Origin of the sequence: Dyadobacter koreensis (genome assembly GCF_900108855.1) — a bacterium.
Taxonomy (GTDB): Bacteria; Bacteroidota; Bacteroidia; order Cytophagales; family Spirosomataceae; genus Dyadobacter; species Dyadobacter koreensis.
This window is the reverse complement of sequence record NZ_FNXY01000002.1, coordinates 561,520-582,017: the sequence shown is the minus strand read 5'-3', so window position 1 is coordinate 582,017 and position 20,498 is coordinate 561,520. Positions and strand designations below refer to the sequence as shown.

The 20,498-nt window shown below is 40.2% G+C and carries 17 protein-coding genes; 8 read left to right on the top strand and 9 right to left on the bottom strand.

Annotation, left to right across the window (positions count from 1 at the left end; genetic code table 11):
* Window positions 1–12: 12 nt before the first annotated feature.
* From BMY70_RS06955 to BMY70_RS06935, 5 genes are all read right to left on the bottom strand, one after another.
* Window positions 13–804 (bottom strand): class I SAM-dependent methyltransferase, encoded by a 792-nt coding sequence (locus BMY70_RS06955; RefSeq protein WP_090333825.1) that lies wholly within the window; start codon window positions 802–804, stop codon window positions 13–15.
* 787 nt (window positions 805–1,591) lie between these two features.
* On the bottom strand, window positions 1,592–2,185 hold the full coding sequence (locus BMY70_RS31660) for a CPBP family intramembrane glutamic endopeptidase (protein ID WP_177196971.1): 594 nt from the start codon (window positions 2,183–2,185) through the stop codon (window positions 1,592–1,594).
* A gap of 165 nt (window positions 2,186–2,350) precedes the next feature.
* Window positions 2,351–2,926 (bottom strand): glycosyltransferase family protein, encoded by a 576-nt coding sequence (locus BMY70_RS06945; RefSeq protein ID WP_090333819.1) that lies wholly within the window; start codon window positions 2,924–2,926, stop codon window positions 2,351–2,353.
* Window positions 2,927–3,008: 82 nt separating this feature from the next.
* A complete protein-coding gene (locus BMY70_RS06940; RefSeq protein WP_090333816.1) occupies window positions 3,009–3,326 on the bottom strand; it encodes a helix-turn-helix domain-containing protein in 318 nt (105 codons plus the stop codon).
* A 150-nt stretch (window positions 3,327–3,476) separates the two neighbouring features.
* Window positions 3,477–4,280, bottom strand: a complete 804-nt coding sequence (locus tag BMY70_RS06935; protein ID WP_090334770.1) for a glycoside hydrolase family 25 protein — start codon at window positions 4,278–4,280, stop codon at window positions 3,477–3,479.
* A gap of 284 nt (window positions 4,281–4,564) precedes the next feature.
* Between BMY70_RS06935 and BMY70_RS06930 the strand changes: the two genes are divergently transcribed.
* Both BMY70_RS06930 and BMY70_RS06925 read left to right on the top strand, forming a co-directional pair.
* Window positions 4,565–4,795 (top strand): helix-turn-helix domain-containing protein, encoded by a 231-nt coding sequence (locus tag BMY70_RS06930; RefSeq protein ID WP_090333813.1) that lies wholly within the window; start codon window positions 4,565–4,567, stop codon window positions 4,793–4,795.
* 375 nt (window positions 4,796–5,170) lie between these two features.
* On the top strand, window positions 5,171–5,551 hold the full coding sequence (locus tag BMY70_RS06925) for a T9SS type A sorting domain-containing protein (RefSeq protein ID WP_090333810.1): 381 nt from the start codon (window positions 5,171–5,173) through the stop codon (window positions 5,549–5,551).
* Window positions 5,552–5,605: 54 nt separating this feature from the next.
* Here the strand turns inward: BMY70_RS06925 and leuS are convergent, their stop codons facing one another.
* On the bottom strand, window positions 5,606–8,431 hold the full coding sequence (gene leuS, locus BMY70_RS06920; RefSeq protein WP_090333807.1) for a leucine--tRNA ligase: 2,826 nt from the start codon (window positions 8,429–8,431) through the stop codon (window positions 5,606–5,608).
* A gap of 384 nt (window positions 8,432–8,815) precedes the next feature.
* On the opposite strand from leuS, the gene BMY70_RS06915 reads away from it, so the two are divergent.
* The 3 genes from BMY70_RS06915 (at window position 8,816) to BMY70_RS06905 (ending at window position 12,269) form a co-directional block, all read left to right on the top strand.
* Window positions 8,816–9,478 (top strand): porin family protein, encoded by a 663-nt coding sequence (locus BMY70_RS06915; RefSeq protein ID WP_090333804.1) that lies wholly within the window; start codon window positions 8,816–8,818, stop codon window positions 9,476–9,478.
* 235 nt (window positions 9,479–9,713) lie between these two features.
* Entirely contained in the window at window positions 9,714–11,204 is a 1,491-nt protein-coding gene (locus BMY70_RS06910; protein ID WP_090334769.1) for a helix-turn-helix domain-containing protein, read from the top strand.
* A 168-nt stretch (window positions 11,205–11,372) separates the two neighbouring features.
* Window positions 11,373–12,269: a sterol desaturase family protein gene (locus BMY70_RS06905; protein WP_090333802.1), complete on the top strand. Its 897-nt coding sequence runs from the start codon at window positions 11,373–11,375 to the stop codon at window positions 12,267–12,269.
* Window position 12,270: 1 nt separating this feature from the next.
* Here BMY70_RS06905 and BMY70_RS06900 read toward each other — a convergent pair whose 3' ends face one another.
* The 3 genes from BMY70_RS06900 to BMY70_RS06890 form a co-directional block, all read right to left on the bottom strand.
* The gene (locus BMY70_RS06900) at window positions 12,271–13,434 is read right to left on the bottom strand and encodes an acyl-CoA dehydrogenase family protein (protein ID WP_090333800.1); all 1,164 of its coding nucleotides are present in this window, start codon (window positions 13,432–13,434) and stop codon (window positions 12,271–12,273) included.
* Window positions 13,435–13,541: 107 nt separating this feature from the next.
* Window positions 13,542–14,477: a sugar phosphate isomerase/epimerase family protein gene (locus tag BMY70_RS06895; protein WP_090333797.1), complete on the bottom strand. Its 936-nt coding sequence runs from the start codon at window positions 14,475–14,477 to the stop codon at window positions 13,542–13,544.
* Window positions 14,478–14,554: 77 nt separating this feature from the next.
* Window positions 14,555–16,381: a glycoside hydrolase family 9 protein gene (locus BMY70_RS06890; RefSeq protein ID WP_090333795.1), complete on the bottom strand. Its 1,827-nt coding sequence runs from the start codon at window positions 16,379–16,381 to the stop codon at window positions 14,555–14,557.
* Window positions 16,382–16,576: 195 nt separating this feature from the next.
* On the opposite strand from BMY70_RS06890, the gene BMY70_RS06885 reads away from it, so the two are divergent.
* The 3 genes from BMY70_RS06885 (at window position 16,577) to BMY70_RS06875 (ending at window position 20,464) form a co-directional block, all read left to right on the top strand.
* Window positions 16,577–17,980, top strand: coding sequence for an SGNH/GDSL hydrolase family protein (locus tag BMY70_RS06885; protein ID WP_090333792.1), 1,404 nt, complete (start codon window positions 16,577–16,579; stop codon window positions 17,978–17,980).
* A 70-nt stretch (window positions 17,981–18,050) separates the two neighbouring features.
* Window positions 18,051–19,628, top strand: coding sequence for an NAD(P)/FAD-dependent oxidoreductase (locus BMY70_RS06880; protein ID WP_090333790.1), 1,578 nt, complete (start codon window positions 18,051–18,053; stop codon window positions 19,626–19,628).
* 191 nt (window positions 19,629–19,819) lie between these two features.
* Window positions 19,820–20,464 carry an NUDIX hydrolase gene (locus BMY70_RS06875; protein ID WP_090333785.1) on the top strand — a complete coding sequence of 215 codons (645 nt, stop codon included), beginning with the start codon at window positions 19,820–19,822 and terminating at the stop codon, window positions 20,462–20,464.
* The last annotated feature ends 34 nt before the right edge of the window (window positions 20,465–20,498 follow it).

The window sequence follows — 20,498 nt, the reverse complement described above, 5'->3', positions numbered from 1 at the left end:
GGAATTAAAAATTTACTTGATTTCTTCAATTCCGCCATCGTTAAGGGAAAACGGATGCGCTTCCTCCTTTTTGAAAATCCCTTTTATAGAATCCAAAATCGTTTTCTTTTTTAATTCCACTGGCACATAAGGTGTAATTGTTTTCCTTCCGATCTGTTTGTGAAAAGGTTGTTTGCGTAACTGTTTTTCAAAAACAACAATGGAGTCGTAGAACGATATGCAGTTGATATGCCGCGTGATTTCATCGATCCGTATTTTACTTTTGTCAACCACGTGATGATCATAAATTGAATCAACCAGATCTTTCGATTTTTCAATAAAAGAGCCAGGATTTCTCAGACCTCCATGAAATTCGTCCCAGTAAGATGTGTGCGTATCTTCAACGAAATACAGCCCGCCCTCCTTTACTTTCATATATAACATTTCGAAGGATACCAGCTGCTGCTCCATCGTGTGCCCGCCATCATCAATAACAAAATCAAGTTCCGGCAACTGGCTGACCACATTACCTAAAAAATCCTTATCACTTTGAGAACCGATAAAAATCGTGGTATTTTCCTCTTGCAACTTCTTACAATCCGGATTGATGTCGATTGCATAAATGTGGACATGCGTACCAAAATATTTTTTCCACAATTGCAGCGAACCGCCGTGAGAAATTCCAATCTCTAAAATGTTGATTTTTTGACCCCGATACTTCGAAAAATATTTTTCATAAATGTCAAAATAGTGATCCCACTTATGGATAAGGTTTCCTGTGTGGTTATAAAATATATCACGAATACTGTCAGGTGCTGATTGCATACGGTTTTGATTTTAATAATGGCTAACAGTTACAAATGTATAATAACTGAAAGCCTGTCAAAACCTAAAAGGAAATAAATTAGGGATTGGTAATAAATTGGTTTGGTATTTCACAAAAAAAATGACAAGACCCAGCTCTTTATTTCCGGATAATACTTCATCAACAAACGACCCGAAAAAATGATAATTAAAACGCGGGCAGCGATTTTAAGCGATTGAAGATTTGCACGGTTCATGATTATTATTTAGCTGTTTTTTAGATAAAATACTTAAATAATTTCAGTGCAAAAACTTTTTAAACAGTCAATGACCCGTACTAGCTACGTTTGAGACCCGCCAGTTGTAATGATCAATACCCGCGCATCAGACTATGCTATTTTCCAATTAAAAATCCAATTTTTCATTCCTAACCATAGACGGTGCTGGTTTTCACTGAAATAAAGTAAATATCCACAACTTGATATCCGGATAATATTTTGCCAGCAACCGACCTCCATAAATACCAATCATAATAAGGAAACTATCTTTAAAATTTCGATAAAGGGAAATTAATTTATTGATTATCAGCTGCATAATACTATCCCTTCCATAGATAAGTTAAGAAAACAAGGTAAGAACTAAGTTAATAAGTCGCCTAATTTTGAAGTCGGTTTTTTAATCAAATTTGGAATAAAAGGATAATTCAAAATTAGAAGCAGCAAAGGAAGCCAGGTTCGTCATGGTCAGCAGCATTATATTGCCTCGACAAGCAAATTTTTAAAACAATTAGAACTATTAACTTTAATGTTCAAAACAATTCCGTGATTAATCGATGGATCTCGCTAGCTGAATTGATGGATGCATGCAAAAGAAACGGCCACAATAGCGAATTGAATCGGATAGCCAAATAACTAAAAACAATACCATAAACAAACTGGGGAAGGACATAAAAAGGGTATAAATAAATGAATGAACCGTTTAATGGGGTGAAATTAGAGATATGAGCCAATGCAAAAGCAATTGTCAAACCCCAGCACATATAATTGTAATTTTTCTTCTGAAAAACAGTTTGGAAGTTCTGGTCATAGATTTTCTCTGAAACGCTTATACCCGCTAAAATGATAAGTAAAACGATACCGTATGACCACGACAAAAATTTGAAATTGAAAAGCTCAGGAAACAGGAAATCCACCCATCCCAGAAAAATAGCGAGGCGAAGAAAAGGAGATTTAGTTATCAGCGGTAACCGAAAAAGTATTTCTTCTCTTAATGGGCCAATAATACTAATTTTCAGAAAAGCGTCAAGTGGTGAATTCCATGCTCTAAATTCATTCCATATATTATGCAGATTTTCAATAATCGAAATATTAAACTTAGATTCTAAGATTTCTTCGATGACCATTATTATAAATAAAACAATGATAATACAGGAACAAAAGCAAAAAATAAACGCCTTTTTGAATAGTGTTAACCTTTCCTTTATTGTTTCGTTTTTTCCGGTATTAAAACCGGCGTAGGGATTCCGGTAAAATGTGAGGATATTTTTAAGCATGGATAGTGTGGTTGTTTAAAGAATTCCGGAATATACCCACCTGAACGAAGATCCAATCCAGGTGGTCCATCCCTGAAAAATCTGTCCCTTCTGATGTATTTTATAATCCATTGTATTCGCAGTCACCCATGATTTCTCTGAAACAGTTGGAAATCCGTCCACTTTATACGTCGACAACATCGGGTTAAAACACACCAGGGGCGTCTGAGGAAAGATGACGTGCAATGGAAACAGCTCGGTACTGTTAAAAATATCAACAATAACCGCTGCGGTTCTAATATGACCAACCACAGCATTAAGTTCATGGACTTTATCATCAAAAAGCACATTTTTGCGCATAGCCAGAAGAATATGCCAAAGGGTATATTTCAGTCCCTTTTCATTGAGATAACCCGCCTCATGACCGATACCTACTTTAAACGGGCTGACAAGGATGGGATAAAAACCATGACTGCGAACAATGTCGGATAATTTTTCATCCATCACAAGCACATAAATTTCGTACTCGTTTTGCAAATGACTGGCAAGATTCATTGCGGGAATCACGTGACTTTGAATATTGGCCGGATAGAACAACAAAGATTTTTTCATCAATTGAATTGCATAAAGTCATATCCAACTAAAAGTTTCATTCTTTTAGTTGCAAGCCATAAATCTAGAATCTACCAGTGCACTATTTCTGCACTGGCGATAATTCTTTAAAAAATTCGGATGTTATTTGAAACGCTCCTCCTTCAACAGACTTGGTTTCCTCATTATTCAATTCCCGAAAACCCATACTAAACCCGACAGTACGTTCATAATAATAGGTTTGCCTGACATGGCAAAAGGCAATCGGGGCTCCCATTTCCCTCATAATACGTATGTATTCGTACACCGCTCTTTTGGAGAGATCCAGTTTTTCAGCTAATTCGGCAGGGGTGCCAGTCGACTTTTTCCCAATCAAATGGTGTAACCGCTCAAAGCGTTCCAGATATTTTGTCAGGTTCATAGTTAAACATCGTACTGATTTAATTCGGAGTACAATGTAGAAACATCAGGTCAACAAAAACCAAGTTCTTCTACACTATCTTAATCAAATTTAGAATAAATCAAGAATTAGTTTAAAATATCATATAGATCACGCACAAGTTTAGAAGAATTATTCCCCCAAAGCCTCCCAATCTCCGCTCTCGTGCAGAAAAACATTATAATCAACAAAACCACGGATGCCTGCGGCCCAGCCCTTTTCGCTGTGCTGCCAAAATAGAACATGAGCATCTTCGGCCAGATCATTCAGATGGGTTCTTGAATAACCCGCCAGCCAGAGCGGATAATCGTCAAAATTTCCGGCAATGTACTTTTTGTAGAAGTGTTCGTTAACATAAATAATCGGCCGGACACCGTAGTGTTTTTCAATCAAAACAAGCCAGTTTCTCACACCCTTTACGATAATATCGTTCGGTTTTCGAGCATCCGTTTCAAGGTCAAGCACAGGAGGAAGATCTCCCGGCAATAACTCAACCTGGCCGATAAAATTAGCCACCTGCCGATCAGACATTACTCTTGGATTGTAGAAATGATAAGCTCCGCGTTTCATCCCGGTCCGCCTGGCTTCTTTCCAGTTGCGCTGAAATTGTTTATCCAGATGCGTGGCTCCTTCCGTGGCTTTTATATAGACAAAATCAATCCCGACTTCATCTGTACGGGATTCTTTAAGCTTGTCCCAATTGATTTTTGCGTTATGATGCGATACATCGATTCCATGTATAGCATATTTGAGCGGAAGTTTGATCCCAGCCTTTGAAATGTAAGTCCATTGATTTTCATCCTTGCTATCTCGCCACCAAATTAATGCTCCGATAATCAAAACAACGCCTGCTATGATTGCCCAGCCTTTGGCAGGTAAGGGTTTCAAATAATCAGGTTTCGCTAATCTGCTGCTTTGCGTTTTCTTTTTTGCCATACGCAGGCAAAAGTACAAAAAGATAAGATCGAATGCTGCGCCGGATTTTCAACCTCAAATTACTTGGGCAGGTATTCAAGTTTTCAAAAAAAGAGTGTAATATTTAAACCATTGAAATTCAGATAATAATAATTAAAAACTACATAAAAACTCCTCGCTCGGAAATTCCATCTACAAAAAACATACGTTTAAATTCGATAAGCGTGTGACGTTTTTCAGCACAGCTAGTCTAAACAAAACAGACAACCAGTATCTGTCAGTTTACTATAAATCCGCTGTTGGCTATGAAAACCGATAATCCCAATGATCTTGCCAAAAGAATTAAAAAGCTTCGTCAGCTGCATGGATTTAAGCAGGAACGAATGGCACAGGAAATCGGACTAAGCCAGACAGCATACAGCAAAATTGAAACAGGCGATACCAGTCTGACTGTGGGAAGAGCAGCGGCAATTGCCAAAGCTTTTGGAATGTCATTAACAGCACTATTGGAATGGGAGGAAAACATTTTAAAATAATTTTCACACAAGATTGTGACCTACAACACGAACACTAGTCTAGATAACAGAATTTCAATTACACACTATATATTTTCTTTACAAAACGGATTACACACACACTTTTAATAACACTTCATCAACAAACTTATTTTTAAGCTTATTTATTCCTCCATTTTACACACACTCAAAGCCTGTTCGAACTCAATAACGTTCTGAACAGGCTTTTTGCGTTATCAAAGAGCGATGTAGCAAGTAACCATTTGACTTCATTTTACCACTCATTAATATTATTTACCTTTCATGTACTTTGCATTGCATAGTACCTAGCATAACACATACATTTGTTATGTTCTTTAAGAGCAACAGAAGTTCAATCACATAAATCTATTAGCCATGAAAAATTCATTCAAAACCATCTTAAGCGTATTTATTTTAACCTTCGCAGTTTCTGTTTCGACTTTTGCAAGCGATAAAGAAATAAAAAAAGTTACAGGTTTCAACTCCGGAGTTTATGCTTCCAAAAGCGGAAAAATTAAAGTAAATGTCGATAAGTACAACGATGCCAGCACTGCAATCCTTTTTCAGGATGCCAAAGGCAAAGTGTTTTACAAAGAAATAACGGGGAAAAGCGATAAAAAATTGAGACTGGAAATTGACACCAACGAACTGCCTGCCGGGAACTATACATTGGAGATTTCCAGCAAAGGAGAAAAACAAACAAGAGAATTTCAATTGCTGGAAAAAATAACAGAACGTTCTGTAAAAATGGATTAAATTGTCTGGTGTAAAAAAAATCCCGATGTGAAAGTTTCACATCGGGATTTTTTTTTAAATAACTACGTTCACTATACGTTTCGGCACAACGATGACTTTTTTCGGAGTATTTCCTTCAAGCCATTTCATAACCACTTCGTTCGCCAATACTTCTTTCTCTATATCTGCTGGCGCAGTGTCGAGTGCAAAAGGAAGCGTTACCCGAACTTTTCCATTGATCTGAACCGGATATTCGAAAATTGCATCCACTACATATTGCTGTTCCCATTTCGGGAAAGGCGCTTTTGAGACAGTCCCCTTCTCATTACCCAAAGCGTCCCACAATTCTTCACTTAAATGAGGTGCATAAGGAGAAATTAAAACAACAAGTTCCTGCAAAATCGATCGCTTGTTACACTTCAAACTTCCAAGTTCATTTACACACATCATAAACGCACTGACGCCGGTATTGAAAGAAAAGTTTTCGATATCTTCTTCAATCTTTTTAATCGTCTTGTGCAATACGCGCAATTCTTCAGGTCTTGCGGCCTCATCTTTGACAAGCCATTGCCCCTGATCATTGTAAAACAAACGCCAGAATTTACGGATAAAACGATATGTTCCATCGATACCGTTGGTATTCCATGGTTTTGCCTGCTCCAAAGGTCCGAGGAACATTTCATAAAGACGCAAAGTATCCGCTCCGTATTTTGTTACGATATCATCGGGATTTACGACGTTAAATTTGGATTTCGACATTTTCTCGACTTCCACGCCACAATGATATTTTCCGTCTTCCAGAATAAATTCAGCATTTTCACCAGCGATATCACGACGGCTTGCCTTGAATTTTTCAATATCCAGAATATCATTTTCGACAATATTCACATCCACGTGCAACGCCGAAACTTCATACTGCGATTTTAAACCTTCGCTGACGAAAACAGGTTTACTGTAATCTTCACTTTTTACTCTATAAACAAAACTGCTTCTTCCCTGGATCATTCCCTGGTTGATCAGTTTTTTGAAAGGCTCTTCCTCTGGCACAAAACCTCTGTCTTTCAAAAATTTATTCCAGAAACGACTGTAAAGCAAGTGACCGGTTGCATGTTCTGTTCCACCGATATACAAGTCAACGTTCCGCCAGTAATCGATTGATTCCTTTGATGCGAATTCCGTTTCATTTTTTGCATCCATATAACGATACCAATACCAGCTGCTTCCAGCCCATCCCGGCATCGTACTTAATTCATAACCATTGCCGCTGCCATGTTTCCAACCCTCAGCGCGGCCTAATGGCGGCTCACCGTTTTCTGTTGGCAAATATTTATCAATCGCAGGCAAATTCAACGGCAACTCATTTTCCGGCAACAAATAAGGTAAGGGTTGTCCGGTACTGTCGTTTTTGTAATAAACCGGTACCGGTTCGCCCCAGTAGCGCTGGCGACTGAAAACGGCATCACGTAAACGATAATTGATTTTTCCTTTACCAACACCTTTTTCTTCCAGCCACTGAATAAGCACTTTATTCGCTTCATGGAATGTCAATCCGTTGATCATTCCCGAATTGATATATTTACCTTCCTTCGTATTATCCGCCTGAACGTCAATTTCTTTTTGAGAATCCAAAATTGGAATAATCGGCAAATCGAAATGTTTTGCGAAATTCCAGTCACGCTGATCACCCGATGGAACGGCCATAACCGCACCTGTTCCATATCCCGCCAACACATAGTCAGCGATATAAACAGGAATTTTTTCGTCGTTAAATGGATTGATCGCATAGGCACCTGTGAAAGCACCGGAGACGGTTTTCACATCGCTTGTTCTGTCACGTTCAGAGCGTTTTTTAGTCAAATCAATATATGCATCAATTTCAGCTCTTTGTTCCGGCGTCGTGATCACATCTACAAGTTCGTGTTCCGGCGCAATCACCATGAACGAAACTCCATAAATCGTATCTACACGTGTTGTAAAAACTGTTATGGTTTCCGCGCCGGCGTCACCTGTTGCAGAAGTAGCCACAGGAAATTTCACCAGAGCTCCCACCGAACGGCCAATCCAGTTACGTTGTTGTTCTTTCAACGATTCAGTCCAATCCACATTATCCAAACCGTCCAGGAGACGTTGAGAATAAGCTGTGATCCGCATCATCCACTGGCGCATCAATTTCTGGATAACCGGAAACCCGCCACGCTCAGAAACGCCGTCTTTTACTTCGTCGTTTGACAACACTGATCCCAAACCAGGGCACCAGTTTACGGTTGCATCAGCAACGTAAGTAATACGGTATTTTAAAGTGATCTTATATTTCTCTTCCTCCGAATATGATTTCCATTCCTGAGCCGTGAACGAGGGAGTATCCTCATCGCAGGCTGCGATCACACTGTGGTTACCATTTTTTTCGAATTTGGCGACAAGTGTTTCAATTCTTTCAGCCTTGTCCGTTTCGTTGTTATACCAGCTTTCGAAAAGTTCGGTAAAAATCCATTGTGTCCATTTATAGTAAGACGGATCGGATGTACGAACTTCACGGCTCCAGTCATAGCTGAAACCCAGGTTTTTCAATTGTTCAATATATCGGGTAATATTCTGCTCCGTCGTAATTGCGGGATGCTGGCCGGTCTGGATCGCATACTGCTCCGCAGGAAGACCAAAACTATCAAATCCCATCGGATGCAGAACGTTGAATCCCTTCAGGCGCTTGTATCTGGAGTAAATATCAGAAGCAATATATCCAAGTGGATGGCCTACATGCAAGCCGGCACCGGAAGGATACGGAAACATATCCAAAACATAATATTTAGGAAGATCAGACTTGTTTTCTACTTGAAAAGTCTCATTCTGTTCCCAAAAATTCTGCCATTTTTTCTCTATTTCCCGCGGACTATATTCACTCATTCTTTCTCAACAATTTAGTCTAAAATTAACTTTGGTCTTAACAGCCCGCAAAAATAGCGTTTTTGATCGTAATCAGCCTTCTTTTCTCTTAAATCATATCGACATTAGATAGGAAAGTCTGATCAGACTTTGATGATTACTAACGGGTTAGGGGAAAATCCGGTTTACAACAGAGATTTTTTAACGTGACTAATCTTCCGCTTATTCGTATTAAGTAGCCAGTGCGAATTAAATACACATATTTTAAAAAAATTTAAAAACGATATGTGGTTGTGGAAACAAATGCTCACAATTGGGGCTGTATATGTTGTTGTGGCAACGGCATACCTTTTATATACGTTATGTAAACGGTAACATATTATAATCATCAAATTAAAAACAGAAATGAAAAAGTTATTATTAATAGCTCTTTGTGCGGTGGGAATAAGCTTTTCGGCATCAGCACAGTATGATCCAGCAGTAAGGTTTGGTATCAAGGCAGGTGCAAACTTATCTAACGTCAACGGAAACGATTTATCCCTGGGTTCGGGTGGAAATGCTTTTAATTTTAAAGATAATTCAGATCGTACATTAGGTTTTGTTGGTGGGGTATTCTTTCGTTTCGGTCGTAACTTCTACGTTCAGCCAGAATTCTTACTTTCTCAGAAAGGAGCTAAATTCAACTTTGACAATTCAGTTAATGATAACAAAGTAGACGTAAGATTCTCTAATCTTGACGTTCCTGTACTTTTTGGTGTTCGCATCGCTAAATTTTTCAGAATCAATGCGGGACCAATGGCATCTTATCGTTTGTCAAGCAATGGCAAATTGGGTGACTCTTTTGAAGAAGCTACGAACACAAACTCAAAAGCGGAATTCAACAATCGTCTGGCATTTGGATACCAGGCAGGTGTAGGTGTAGATTTTGGACGTTTGAGTCTTGATGTTCGTTACGAAGGCAACTTCAACGACATCGTAAAAATCAACTATGACAATGCAACAACTGCGGCACAATTCGGTAAAAAAAGCAATTTATTCCAGGCAACTTTGGGCTTCTCAATTTTTTAAGGCACAAAATACCTGATAGAAACAAAAAGAGAATCATTCCCGGAATGGTTCTCTTTTTTGTTTTGGATACAACAATTCCTAACAAACCTGACGAAGAGTAATGGGGAAGTTAGGGATTTGAAGTATATCGACTAATTTTGCAATTCATTTCAATTGATGTTTGGATATGCCGGGTCAGTTTCGAAAACAATTAGTTTCGAGCTGCCAGGAACTTCTTACTTATACCTTCTTTATTGTGGCTTTAAATACAGATAACGTACGACTGGTTTTTGGACTAAAATTAAAACAGCTTCGCCTGGACAAAGGGTTGTCGTTGAATGAACTTTCCCAAAAATCGGGGTTGTCGATATCCTATATCAATGAAATTGAAAAGGGCAAAAAGTATCCAAAATCGGATAAAATAATTGCACTGGCAGCGGCAATGGAAGTGGATTATGACACGCTGGTTTCTCTTAAACTCAGTAAAAGGCTCGAACCTATCTCTGAACTTTTGAGCTCAAATATCCTTACAGAACTTCCTCTGGAACTTTTCGGTATTGACCCTGCCAGTTTGCTGGAACTACTTTCCGATGCGCCAACCAAAATCAGCGCGTTCGTCGGAACGCTTATAGAGATAGCCAGAAATTACAATATGTCGGTTGAGAAATTTTATTTCTCCGCACTGCGCACATATCAGGAAATGCATGATAATTGTTTCGAAGACATTGAAGAAGAAGCAGAGCGATTTATGCTTGAAAGAGGTATTCCGGCAGAAAAACTGTTGAACGAATCTTATCTGGCCGATGTGCTTCGCTCTGAATACAACTACAAAATTGAAAACATTAACGAGAAAATAAATCCGGAATTCGCCAGCGTTCGTTCGTTAACCATAACCCGTCCACAGGGAAACAGGTTGCTTATCAACGTTCATCTGTCTTCGGTACAGCGTGCATTTATTTATGGCAGAGAGATCGGATATGTGTACCTGAAACTTAAAAACCGGTTGCACACCACCGCGCTCGTCGAAGCAGAATCTTTTGAACAATTGCTGAACAACTTTAAAGCTTCTTATTTTGCCAGTGCAATTATTATCAAACGGAGCCTGCTCATTCCGAGATTAAGGGAATTTTTTGAGCTGAAAACCTGGCAGCCGGAAAAACTGGTTGGTATGGTCGAAGAGTTCAATACAACGGCGGAATCGTTTTGCTATCGTCTCAGTAATGTTTTGCCAACGCATTTCGGTATCAAACAAATTTTCTTCTCGCGCTTCAACAACTTCGCCGGACAGAATCTATTTGAGATGACAAAGGAAATGCACATTTCCAGAAAACACAATCCACATACAGTTAAGGACGAACATTATTGCAGAAGATGGATCGCACTCACGATTTTGAATGATCTTGCCGAGGCAGTAAAAAATAAAACCTATATCAATACAATGTGTGCTGCGCAGAAATCGAGATACATCGACACGCAGGATAATTATCTGATCGTCACTTTTGCACAGCCGACCGTCACCACACCAAACCTGAACGTTAGTGTTTCTATGGGTGTTTACCTTGATGATCACACCAGAAACACGATCAAATTTCTGGATGATCCGGAAATCCCTTCACGTGATGTGAATGAAACATGTGAAAGATGTTCACTTTTTGATTGCAAAGAGCGGATAGCAGCGCCGGTTATTTTACAGAAAAAACACAAAAATGAAGAACTCCGGAAAGCACTTCGCAGATTGATTAATTAATAAGCGAAGTAAGGTTGAAATTGGTTATGTCATCTTTGTTTTATACTTTACCAACAGTGACAATAGCGACGATGGAATAAACAATATTAGAATATTCTTAAAAAGCTGAAATATTATCTTTCTGCTTCCCTACCGTTCTATCTTTGTAAAATATTTGCAAACGTTATTATGCCAGGTACCTACGAATTCGAGGATCTACTTTTAAAACTTTCTACGCCTTTCTATGTCTTTCTGATATGCCTTGAAATATTTATAACCTATCGATCACATAGAGCTTCTTATACAGTTAAAGATACGTTGACCAATGCTGCATTAATGTTGCTGAACGGTAGTGTAGATTTGCTGTTTCGTGCTGCTTATATTGGTGTTCTGATCTGGTTTTATAATTTCAGGATCATCGAACCTGTGGAGAATCCATATCTTTATTGGGGAGCGCTTTTTCTGTTGGAGGATCTTGCCTTTTACACACTTCATTACGTCGACCATCACAGTCGTTTATTCTGGGCGGTTCACGTGACGCACCATTCCTCAGAACATTTCAATCTGACCACGGGATTCCGCTCATCGGTTTTCCAGCCGTTATACCGTTTTGTCTATTTCATTCCGCTGGTTTTAATCGGGTTTAATCCGGCCGATATCGTCATCATGTATTCACTGACACAGATCTACGGGATTATTGTTCACACAGAATATGTCGGCAAACTTGGCTGGCTCGAATATATTTTTGTAACGCCCTCGCATCATCGAGTGCATCATGCCAGTAACATTGAATATCTGGATAAAAATATGGGTATGTGCCTTATTATCTGGGATAGAATGTTTGGGACTTTTCAGGAAGAACTACCGTCCGTTCCAGCCCGTTACGGATTAACCAAGCAGACAGAAACCGACGGTTTGACTGAAACTGTTTTTCATGAATGGAAAGAGATAAAAAAAGATTTTGAACAGCCAATCGATATAAAAACCAAACTAAAATATTTAATCAAAGCTCCCGGCTGGTCCCCTGACGGATCGAGGCAAACAAGCAAGGAGCTTCAAAAAGAAATCCTTAACAAGGAAATCTGATTTATTTAAAAGCGGGATTACCCGTTATTTCAGCGCCTAAAATGAGCAGGTGAATATCATGCGTTCCTTCATAAGTCATGACCGATTCCAGGTTCATCATATGCCGCATAATCGGGAATGAATCCGTTATACCCATCGCACCCATAATCTGGCGTGATTCTCTGGCAACCTGCAAAGCCATTTCCACATTATTTCTTTTTGCCATTGAAATCTGCGTAGTAGTAGCACGAGATTCATTCATTAAGGTTCCCAAACGCCACGATAATAATTGTGCTTTGGTAATTTCAGTCAGCATTTCAGCGAGTTTTTTCTGAACCAGCTGAAACGAACTAATGGGTTTATTGAACTGAAATCTTTCTCCTGAATATTTAAGTGCAGTCTCATAACAGTCAAGCGCCACGCCAATGGCACCCCAGGCAACACCGAAACGTGCATGATCAAGACACTGTAAGGCAGCTTTCAACCCAAGTGCATCTGGCAGGATATTTTCTTTTGGAATCAATACTTTATCAAAAATCAACTCCCCGGTAGCACTTGCCCGAAGCGACCATTTTCCATGAATTGTTGCGGTGGTAAACCCAGGCATACCGCGTTCCACGATTACGCCTTGCACGCGCCCCTCTTCGTTCCGCGCCCAAACCACAGCGATATCCGCAAAAGGTGCATTTGAAATCCACATTTTTGAACCATTAAGCAAATATCCTCCCTGTGTTTTCGAAATCTTAGTTTTTAGTCCGCCGGGATCAGATCCGTAATCCGGTTCGGTCAACCCAAAGCAACCCAGAATTTCACCTTTTCCAAGGCCGGGCAAATATTTCTGTTTTTGTTCTTCGGAGCCAAATTGAAAAATCGGCCACATCACCAGCGAGCTTTGAACCGATACAGTTGAACGCATCGACGAATCGCCGCGCTCAATTTCCTGACACATCAGACCATAGCTGAGATAATCCAGTCCGCCGCCTCCATATTCCTTGGGAATAGTTGGGCCAAAAACGCCAAGCTCACCAAATTTCCTCACAAACTGGACAGGAAATTCCGCTCTTTGCGCATACCCTTCAATGACAGGTTTTATTTCTTTATCACAAAATTCCTTTACGACCTGGGTGATCAGACGCTGCTCAGGAGTCAGCAATTCCTCTACTTTGAAAAAATCAGTAGTCAGCATGGTGTTGTTCGTTAAATTGAGGATTTCAAAAGTTACAACTTTAACGCACAAAAAACCTTACCAATTCGGGTAAAATTGGCCTGAACGTGATTTAATTTAATATTTCCTCACTTCAACCAATCTTTGAACACTTCGTTCGCGACTGCAAGATCTCGCTTATGAGCTTCAATCCCGTCCACGGTTTTAGGAGAAGTTTCTTCAAGACATTGCTCCAAAACGAGGTTTGGCTTAACGCTTATTTCTTTCAGCATTTTCACCAATTTCTGATAATCGATATCCCCATCGCTAAAAGTTTCCTGCCAGATACCGTTCTTCGACTGACGTAAATGCAACTCAGCAATTCTCTTTCCATACAATTTTACAATATCAAATAATGCAATCTCAGAATTTCCTGAGCCACGATATATCCAATGGACATCCAGACAAAGTGCCACATTCTGTGGATTAGTTGATAACATCATATGATGAAATTCTCGTGCAGCAGCTCTTAATTCTACATCATGCGTATGATACGCCAATGTCATGCCGTATTTTTTCAAAGCAGCACCCAATTTGTCAAGATTGCTGGCTTGCTCTGTCAATTGCTCGTCAGACTTATTTTCCTGACCGCCCCATTTTACAGGATTAGGATTAGTTACAATAATTTTTGTCCCGGCAGGACTGATCGCTTCTGCAATATCCATTACAGTCTGAATCGATTTTTCAGCCTCAGCCGCCTCATGCAATGATGAATTGACATAAACCGAGGGCATCGAAAGTTTGTATTTTTTTAGCAACGGCAATAGCTTTTTTGCCTCATCCTTATTATTCAGGCCTGGCTCATAAGCTTTTAATCCCGATGCTGAAAAATCTGCCAGCGAAGAATCCAGGTTGGCAAACCAATCCTTTCCGTCCCGTTGATAAAAAGTAATCCAGGAATACTGATTACAGGATATCTGCTTCTTTTCAATAGTTTCCTGAGCAAAAGTAATCTCTGGCAACGCACTGGCACCGGCGGCCAAAATTGCTGTGTTCAAAAATCTGCGGCGGTTAATTTTGTTCATGACTTAAAAAGTTTAACCTGACTTACAGGATATATACCATAAAGTCAGGTTAACGATTAAATTACCATAAGCTCGGTTTACTTCCGAGCTGAAATCGCCAGCAGATACCATGCAGCATGCGGAAGCCACTGTTCTGCCCAGCGCCAATCGTTGTCTTTTCCCGTTTTTGCATAAGACAGGTTAAAATCTATATCTTCCTCATTTTCAAGTCCGGATGTAATTCCATTTGCAATTCCCCCGGGCGCATTGGTATATTCAAAAGTTCCGAAAAAACCATAAGCAGGATTATTATGTCCCGAACCATGAAGCATACTGGCGTCATAGGGATTTAATCCCAAAATCCAGTTAAGCTGATTAAGCGCAAAGTTTTCCAGTTTTTCTTCAAAGACTTTATCTTCGCTAAAAAGCGGTGCGGCAAGTCGGGCTGCGGCTGCCATCGATGCAATTCGCGCATTTTCTCCCTGCCACCATGGTGATGCATCGCTGCCATGTGGAAAGAAAAAAGTCGTTTTACGATTTCCAAGAGTATCCTGCACAAACTGCCTGCTGTACCCAAACGGATTATTAACTTCCTTGGTAATATTCAGTTCATGAACCAGAGACTTTTTAATTGCTTCCCTGATTCGGCTTTTCACTTGTTCCGTTGCAAATGGATAATAATAAGTCAGGCTAACAATCGGCAAACCTGCATCAGAAGGATGAAAAAATGGACGATCTTTGTCATCTGCACGCCAATAATCGGTTTGATTATTTCCCGAAACCAATCGGGCCAAAAGCTGATCAGCCCTTTTGGCCGCTGCTTTGGTATATACATCTTTACCTGTTGCCTTTAACAATTCAGTGGCAGCACTTAACGCGCAGTAATCGTCAACGATATTCTCTTTGCCGTCGTTGGTCATCTGAACGTTATTTTTTTCCAGAAAATCGAATGCCCTTTCTGCCGCAACAAGATATTCTTTATTTGAAAACTCGCCAGAAGTATCGTGAGCCGCCGCCATAGCAAGAGCCGCTATACTGACACCCCCACCCGACCGATAGCTTACCTGATAACTTTTCCAGCTGTCCGATTTATCGCTGTCATTGAAGGACTGATCCTTATTTTGTTTGATCCGATAGCTCTGGTCTTCGGCCCGGATCACACGGTCTTTCGCTAATTTTCCTGGTCCGGGCGCTGAAACAGACCTGTAAAACGAACCGTTTTTTGCCTGCATGCGGACAAGATAGTCTGCACCATACATGGCCTCATCTAAAAGTCGCCGGTTATACTGACGAAAATCAGTTCCTTTCTTTTTTGTCAACAAAGAATAAGTTTTAAATAAACTCCACGCAGTCAAAGAAATTTGCTGCGGATTGAAATAAGAGGAAAAAGTAAGATGTGATAAGTGTTTCCCATAGTCACCAGAAGCGTCATACCAGCCACCATGGGCGTCAATAGTATCTTTCGTCTGACCCGATAATACTAGATGATGATCGGCCGCATCCAATAATCCGGAACTCCGCTGACCTTTGAAATAGTATATCACATTGGAAAGTGTCGATTGTTCGAGAACATTTTTTCCGATCATAAATGGATAAGAAGCAATTGTTCGCCCACCGATTGCAACATGAATAATATAAGAACCGTTTTCATTAAATGTACTAAAATCGATCGTCCAGAAAAGCCAGTTTTTCCATTTCCTGACCGGGCCACTGAAAACGGGTTTCCCGGAAAAAACAACTTTTCCAGTTTCTGAATCAATTAATTTGAATAATGGAATTTCGATCTTTTTCTCACTAATAATAATTGCTCGTTTAATCTGAGAATTTTCATATCCAATGTGATTCGTCAGTACTTTGGTATGCTGTGCGCTAAGCAGAACAGGAAAGAAAACGAGCAATAGCAAGATTCTTTTTGAAAGAGGCATATGTTAAGATTTAGGATTTTTGAAATCGCAATATTGGGACAAAATTCGGTGATCAAAAAGGTTGAAATCAAAATTTACTTTCAGTTGACTTTTAGCTACTTAAAAATTAAAATTGACAAATAAACTGAATATAAATTTTGAGTTTTTATAAACCTTTATTATACTTATTAGCTACTCACGTAAACCTGACATGCCATGAAAAAAAATTACACTTTCTTTATTTTGCTCGTTGCCCCAATTTTCTTCTTGTCTTGTAATAAAAATACCGATTCTCTTTCTCCATATACCAATATTGACAATCCTTTAAAAGCTGGCGAAATTTTGATACCTGTCAAGGCAGACCCCTCTTTTGCCTGGGCCCCTGCGGCAGGTTCTGTAAATCTGGGCGATTTGGAAATCACGGGCTCTTCTGAACCATTTATGATTGCGATCGGCGACGCAAATGCTGCCGGATATCGCGATGGCGGCTTATACCGTCAGGGCCAACTCACGTCCTACCCGAATCTGGTTGCCAGACAAATGGGTTTAACAAACTTTAAGCAGCCCCTTTTTGATAAGGAATACGGGAATGGAACTGGTTATCTGGTTAGAGAAAGATCATCAGCCATGCCATTTTTTCAGGAAGTAACCAATAATACAGCATGGACTGAAAGAGGATCTGTTTATCTGAAACCTTATAATGGAACTGCTGTTAACAATTTTGCTATCCCAGGAAGTGGAAACAACATTTTCCATTTAAATCCCGGACAGGAATTAGCCGCCTATGTTGACTATTATAAGCATAACCCAAAACCAGCTGATTTCTCAAATGTCAATTATTTATGGGTGAATCAAAGATTAAATGCTTCTCTGGCCAATCGGTTTGCAGGTAACGGAAAAGAGTCATTGAATGATTATTTAAAAACAATAAGACCAGATCTGGCACTCGTGGAAAGCGGTCTCGACGTTTTTATTTCCGCTAATATAAATGGAGGGAACGGGTATCCCTATGGCGGAAGTGAGTTTACATGGGAGTTGTATATTCACAATTATTTAAAAGAGAAAGGTACCAAATATGTTTACGCGACGGTTCCTGATGTGATTGACTTTCCTTATTTCCATTGGTTTAATTATGACCAGTTGATGAAGAAAAGCGGAAAGGCGATTGGAGTAAAAGCGGACGATTCAGATCATTCAATGGCTGCCACACCGGAATCACTTTTTTTACCAACTGCTAATGTGGCTAACATTTTCAATAAAACGTTTAAAAACCCACATCTGATGGATTCCGACGTGATCAGGAAAACGGAAATTGCCCGACCAAATTTTTATAACGATTTGCTGGTAAGATGGTCGAAAGAATACAATTATGCAGTTGTCGACTTTTATTCCGTATATAAAAAAATTATCGCTGGAAAATATATTTCCGAAGACGGTTTCAAGATCGATCCTTCATATCCAAATGGCAACTTCTTTTCTGCCGACGGAATTTACCCGACTGCAATCGGTCAGGCAGTGCTTGCCAATGAAGTAATAAAAGTTTTGAACACAACCCACCATGCGCAAATACCCTTAATCAATATCACCAGATATGCCAACGAAATGGACCAGGTGAAATAAAGATCTGAATATGCTAAAAGCAAAAAATCATTAACTTTGCATCATTAAAGGATAAATCCCTTTCTGATCAATGCAACAAACACTTCAACTTACACTCTCACCAGAGATCGCTCTGGACGATGATGCTTTTCGTCAGTTTATTAATAAAAAACTTCGTTTACGATCTGATGATAAGCCATTTATCAGAAAAACCAGGCAATCTATTGATGCCAGGAGCAGACAGGTAAAAGTTAATGTACAGGCAGAGGTTTATCTGAACGAACTACCTCCGTCACTTATTCAAACACCGCTACACTATCCTGATGTTACGAATCGGCCGAAAGCGCTGATTGTTGGCTGCGGGCCCGCCGGAATGTTTGCCGCTCTCCGTTTAATCGAATTAGGAATAAAACCAATTCTTTTCGAACGTGGGAAAGATGTACGCACCAGACGACGCGACCTGGCAGCGATTAATAAAGAACATATTGTCAATCCGGAATCTAATTATTGTTTTGGTGAAGGAGGCGCGGGAACATATTCGGATGGAAAGCTATATACCCGCTCCAACAAACGAGGGGATATCCGCAGAGTTCTCGAAATATTTGTCGGCCATGGCGCGAATGAGCAAATCCTGATCGATACACATCCGCATATCGGTACCAATAAATTGCCAATGGTTGTCGCCGAAATGCGAAAAAGCATTCTGGAAGCAGGTGGCGAAATTCACTTTGACACCAAAGTTACTGATCTGATTCTGGACGGGAATAAATTGAAAGGTGTTGTTACAGATAATAATACCGAGCATACTGGCATTGGTGTCATTCTTGCAACGGGGCATTCAGCAAGGGATATTTATGAACTACTGGACAACCGGAAAATTCTCATCGAAAGCAAATCTTTTGCTATGGGGGTTCGCATCGAACATCCTCAAAATGTGATCGATAAAATTCAATATCACTGCGAAACTGATCGTGGCCCCTATCTTCCTGCTGCCTCATATAGCCTCGTAACCCAAACCCGGTATCAGGGAGTTCAGCGGGGAGTTTTCTCGTTTTGCATGTGTCCCGGAGGCTTTATTGTCCCGGCGGCTACGGCTTCTGGTGAGGTTGTCGTAAACGGAATGTCTCCTTCAAGGCGAGATTCACCGTTCGCTAATTCTGGCATTGTCGTTTCTGTGGAAGACGTTGATATTGAACCTTATCGTGAGTTCGGTGCTTTGGCAGGCCTACAATTTCAAAAAGAAATTGAACAGGCTGCCTGCAATTTTGCCGGAGCGACACAAACCGCTCCTGCGCAGTTGGCTACGGATTTCGTTAACAAAAAAATGTCTGGTCAGCTTCGCGAAACTTCTTATCAGCCCGGAATTACGCCGGTTGATATGTACGAAGTGCTTCCGCCAAATATGGCTTTTCCGCTGCGTGATGCGCTGTTTGATTTTGGCAGAAAAATGAAAGGGTACTTATCCGGAGATGCACAGTTGATCGGCGTCGAAAGTCGCACTTCTTCACCTGTCCGTATTCCAAGAGAACGCGAAACCTGTGAACACCCTTTTGTAAAAGGGCTTTTCCCATGTGGCGAAGGTGCTGGATATGCAGGCGGGATAATGTCTGCCGCAATGGATGGTCAGCGTTGTGCAGAACAACTTGTTGGCTTATATGCGTCAGTTTAAACCGATCACTTGTCTTACAAAAAAATATTTAGTAACATTGTTAAACTCAGAAAAACCATCAGAAAGCTAAAAAGTAACCGACATTAACTTGTTGGCTTACTTCGTGGAACTCTTTATTTTCCGTGAAACTCTAAGCTGGTTTTTACTGTTAAGTATTAATTGATACCAAATTAAATTATTTAATCGCCTCTATGGCTCAGGGATCTTTCTCGTTTTTTACGAATGAATTGCTTAAAAAATTAAAAGATCCACTTCCAGGTGAGTCCGCTCATCAGTTCATGCAGTCTACTTCAAAGTTAAGGCTTACAGTAAAACCCAATGAACGAACCCGGAAGAGTGCCGTGCTCATTCTTTTTTATCCTTACAAAGGCGAAATTTATTTCCCGCTAATTCTTCGTCCGGCTTACGACGGCGTGCATTCCGGACAAGTCGCTTTTCCAGGCGGACGTTATGAGAAAACAGATGAGAATTTGATAAGAACTGCACTTCGCGAGGCGCAGGAGGAAATCGGATTGCGTTTAAATGATGTAAAAATTTTAGGAATTTTGACGGAATTATTTATTCCGCCAAGCAATTTTTACGTATTACCGGTAGTCGCCGCTATGCCCTACCGTCCTGATTTTTTTCCTGATCCGCGGGAAGTGGAGGATATTTTTGAGATAAAACTGAAACACATTTCAGACATTTCCATTATTGGGTCCAGCGATATTCAGGTACGCGGAGTACAGATCACCGCCCCACATTATGAAGTGAACGGATACAAAATCTGGGGAGCCACAGCGATGATGATAAGCGAACTGCTCACCGTGCTCAAAGCGGTAGATTCCGATGTCTGAAACTGGGAAACAATCTCTTTTTTTCGTATATTAG

Bases quoted from the DNA above. Each gene is read 5' to 3' on its own strand.
- BMY70_RS06925 (WP_090333810.1), top strand. From the start codon at position 5,171: ATGAAAAATTCATTCAAAACCATCTTAAGCGTATTTATTTTAACCTTC.
- BMY70_RS06885 (WP_090333792.1), top strand. From the start codon at position 16,577: ATGAAAAAAAATTACACTTTCTTTATTTTGCTCGTTGCCCCAATTTTC.
- BMY70_RS06905 (WP_090333802.1), top strand. From the start codon at position 11,373: ATGCCAGGTACCTACGAATTCGAGGATCTACTTTTAAAACTTTCTACG.
- BMY70_RS06945 (WP_090333819.1), bottom strand. From the start codon at position 2,926: ATGAAAAAATCTTTGTTGTTCTATCCGGCCAATATTCAAAGTCACGTG.
- BMY70_RS06900 (WP_090333800.1), bottom strand. From the start codon at position 13,434: ATGCTGACTACTGATTTTTTCAAAGTAGAGGAATTGCTGACTCCTGAG.
- BMY70_RS06875 (WP_090333785.1), top strand. From the start codon at position 19,820: ATGGCTCAGGGATCTTTCTCGTTTTTTACGAATGAATTGCTTAAAAAA.
- BMY70_RS06880 (WP_090333790.1), top strand. From the start codon at position 18,051: ATGCAACAAACACTTCAACTTACACTCTCACCAGAGATCGCTCTGGAC.
- leuS (WP_090333807.1), bottom strand. From the start codon at position 8,431: ATGAGTGAATATAGTCCGCGGGAAATAGAGAAAAAATGGCAGAATTTT.
- BMY70_RS06890 (WP_090333795.1), bottom strand. From the start codon at position 16,381: ATGCCTCTTTCAAAAAGAATCTTGCTATTGCTCGTTTTCTTTCCTGTT.
- BMY70_RS06915 (WP_090333804.1), top strand. From the start codon at position 8,816: ATGAAAAAGTTATTATTAATAGCTCTTTGTGCGGTGGGAATAAGCTTT.
- BMY70_RS31660 (WP_177196971.1), bottom strand. From the start codon at position 2,185: ATGGTCATCGAAGAAATCTTAGAATCTAAGTTTAATATTTCGATTATT.
- BMY70_RS06955 (WP_090333825.1), bottom strand. From the start codon at position 804: ATGCAATCAGCACCTGACAGTATTCGTGATATATTTTATAACCACACA.
- BMY70_RS06895 (WP_090333797.1), bottom strand. From the start codon at position 14,477: ATGAACAAAATTAACCGCCGCAGATTTTTGAACACAGCAATTTTGGCC.
- BMY70_RS06930 (WP_090333813.1), top strand. From the start codon at position 4,565: ATGAAAACCGATAATCCCAATGATCTTGCCAAAAGAATTAAAAAGCTT.
- BMY70_RS06935 (WP_090334770.1), bottom strand. From the start codon at position 4,280: ATGGCAAAAAAGAAAACGCAAAGCAGCAGATTAGCGAAACCTGATTAT.
- BMY70_RS06940 (WP_090333816.1), bottom strand. From the start codon at position 3,326: ATGAACCTGACAAAATATCTGGAACGCTTTGAGCGGTTACACCATTTG.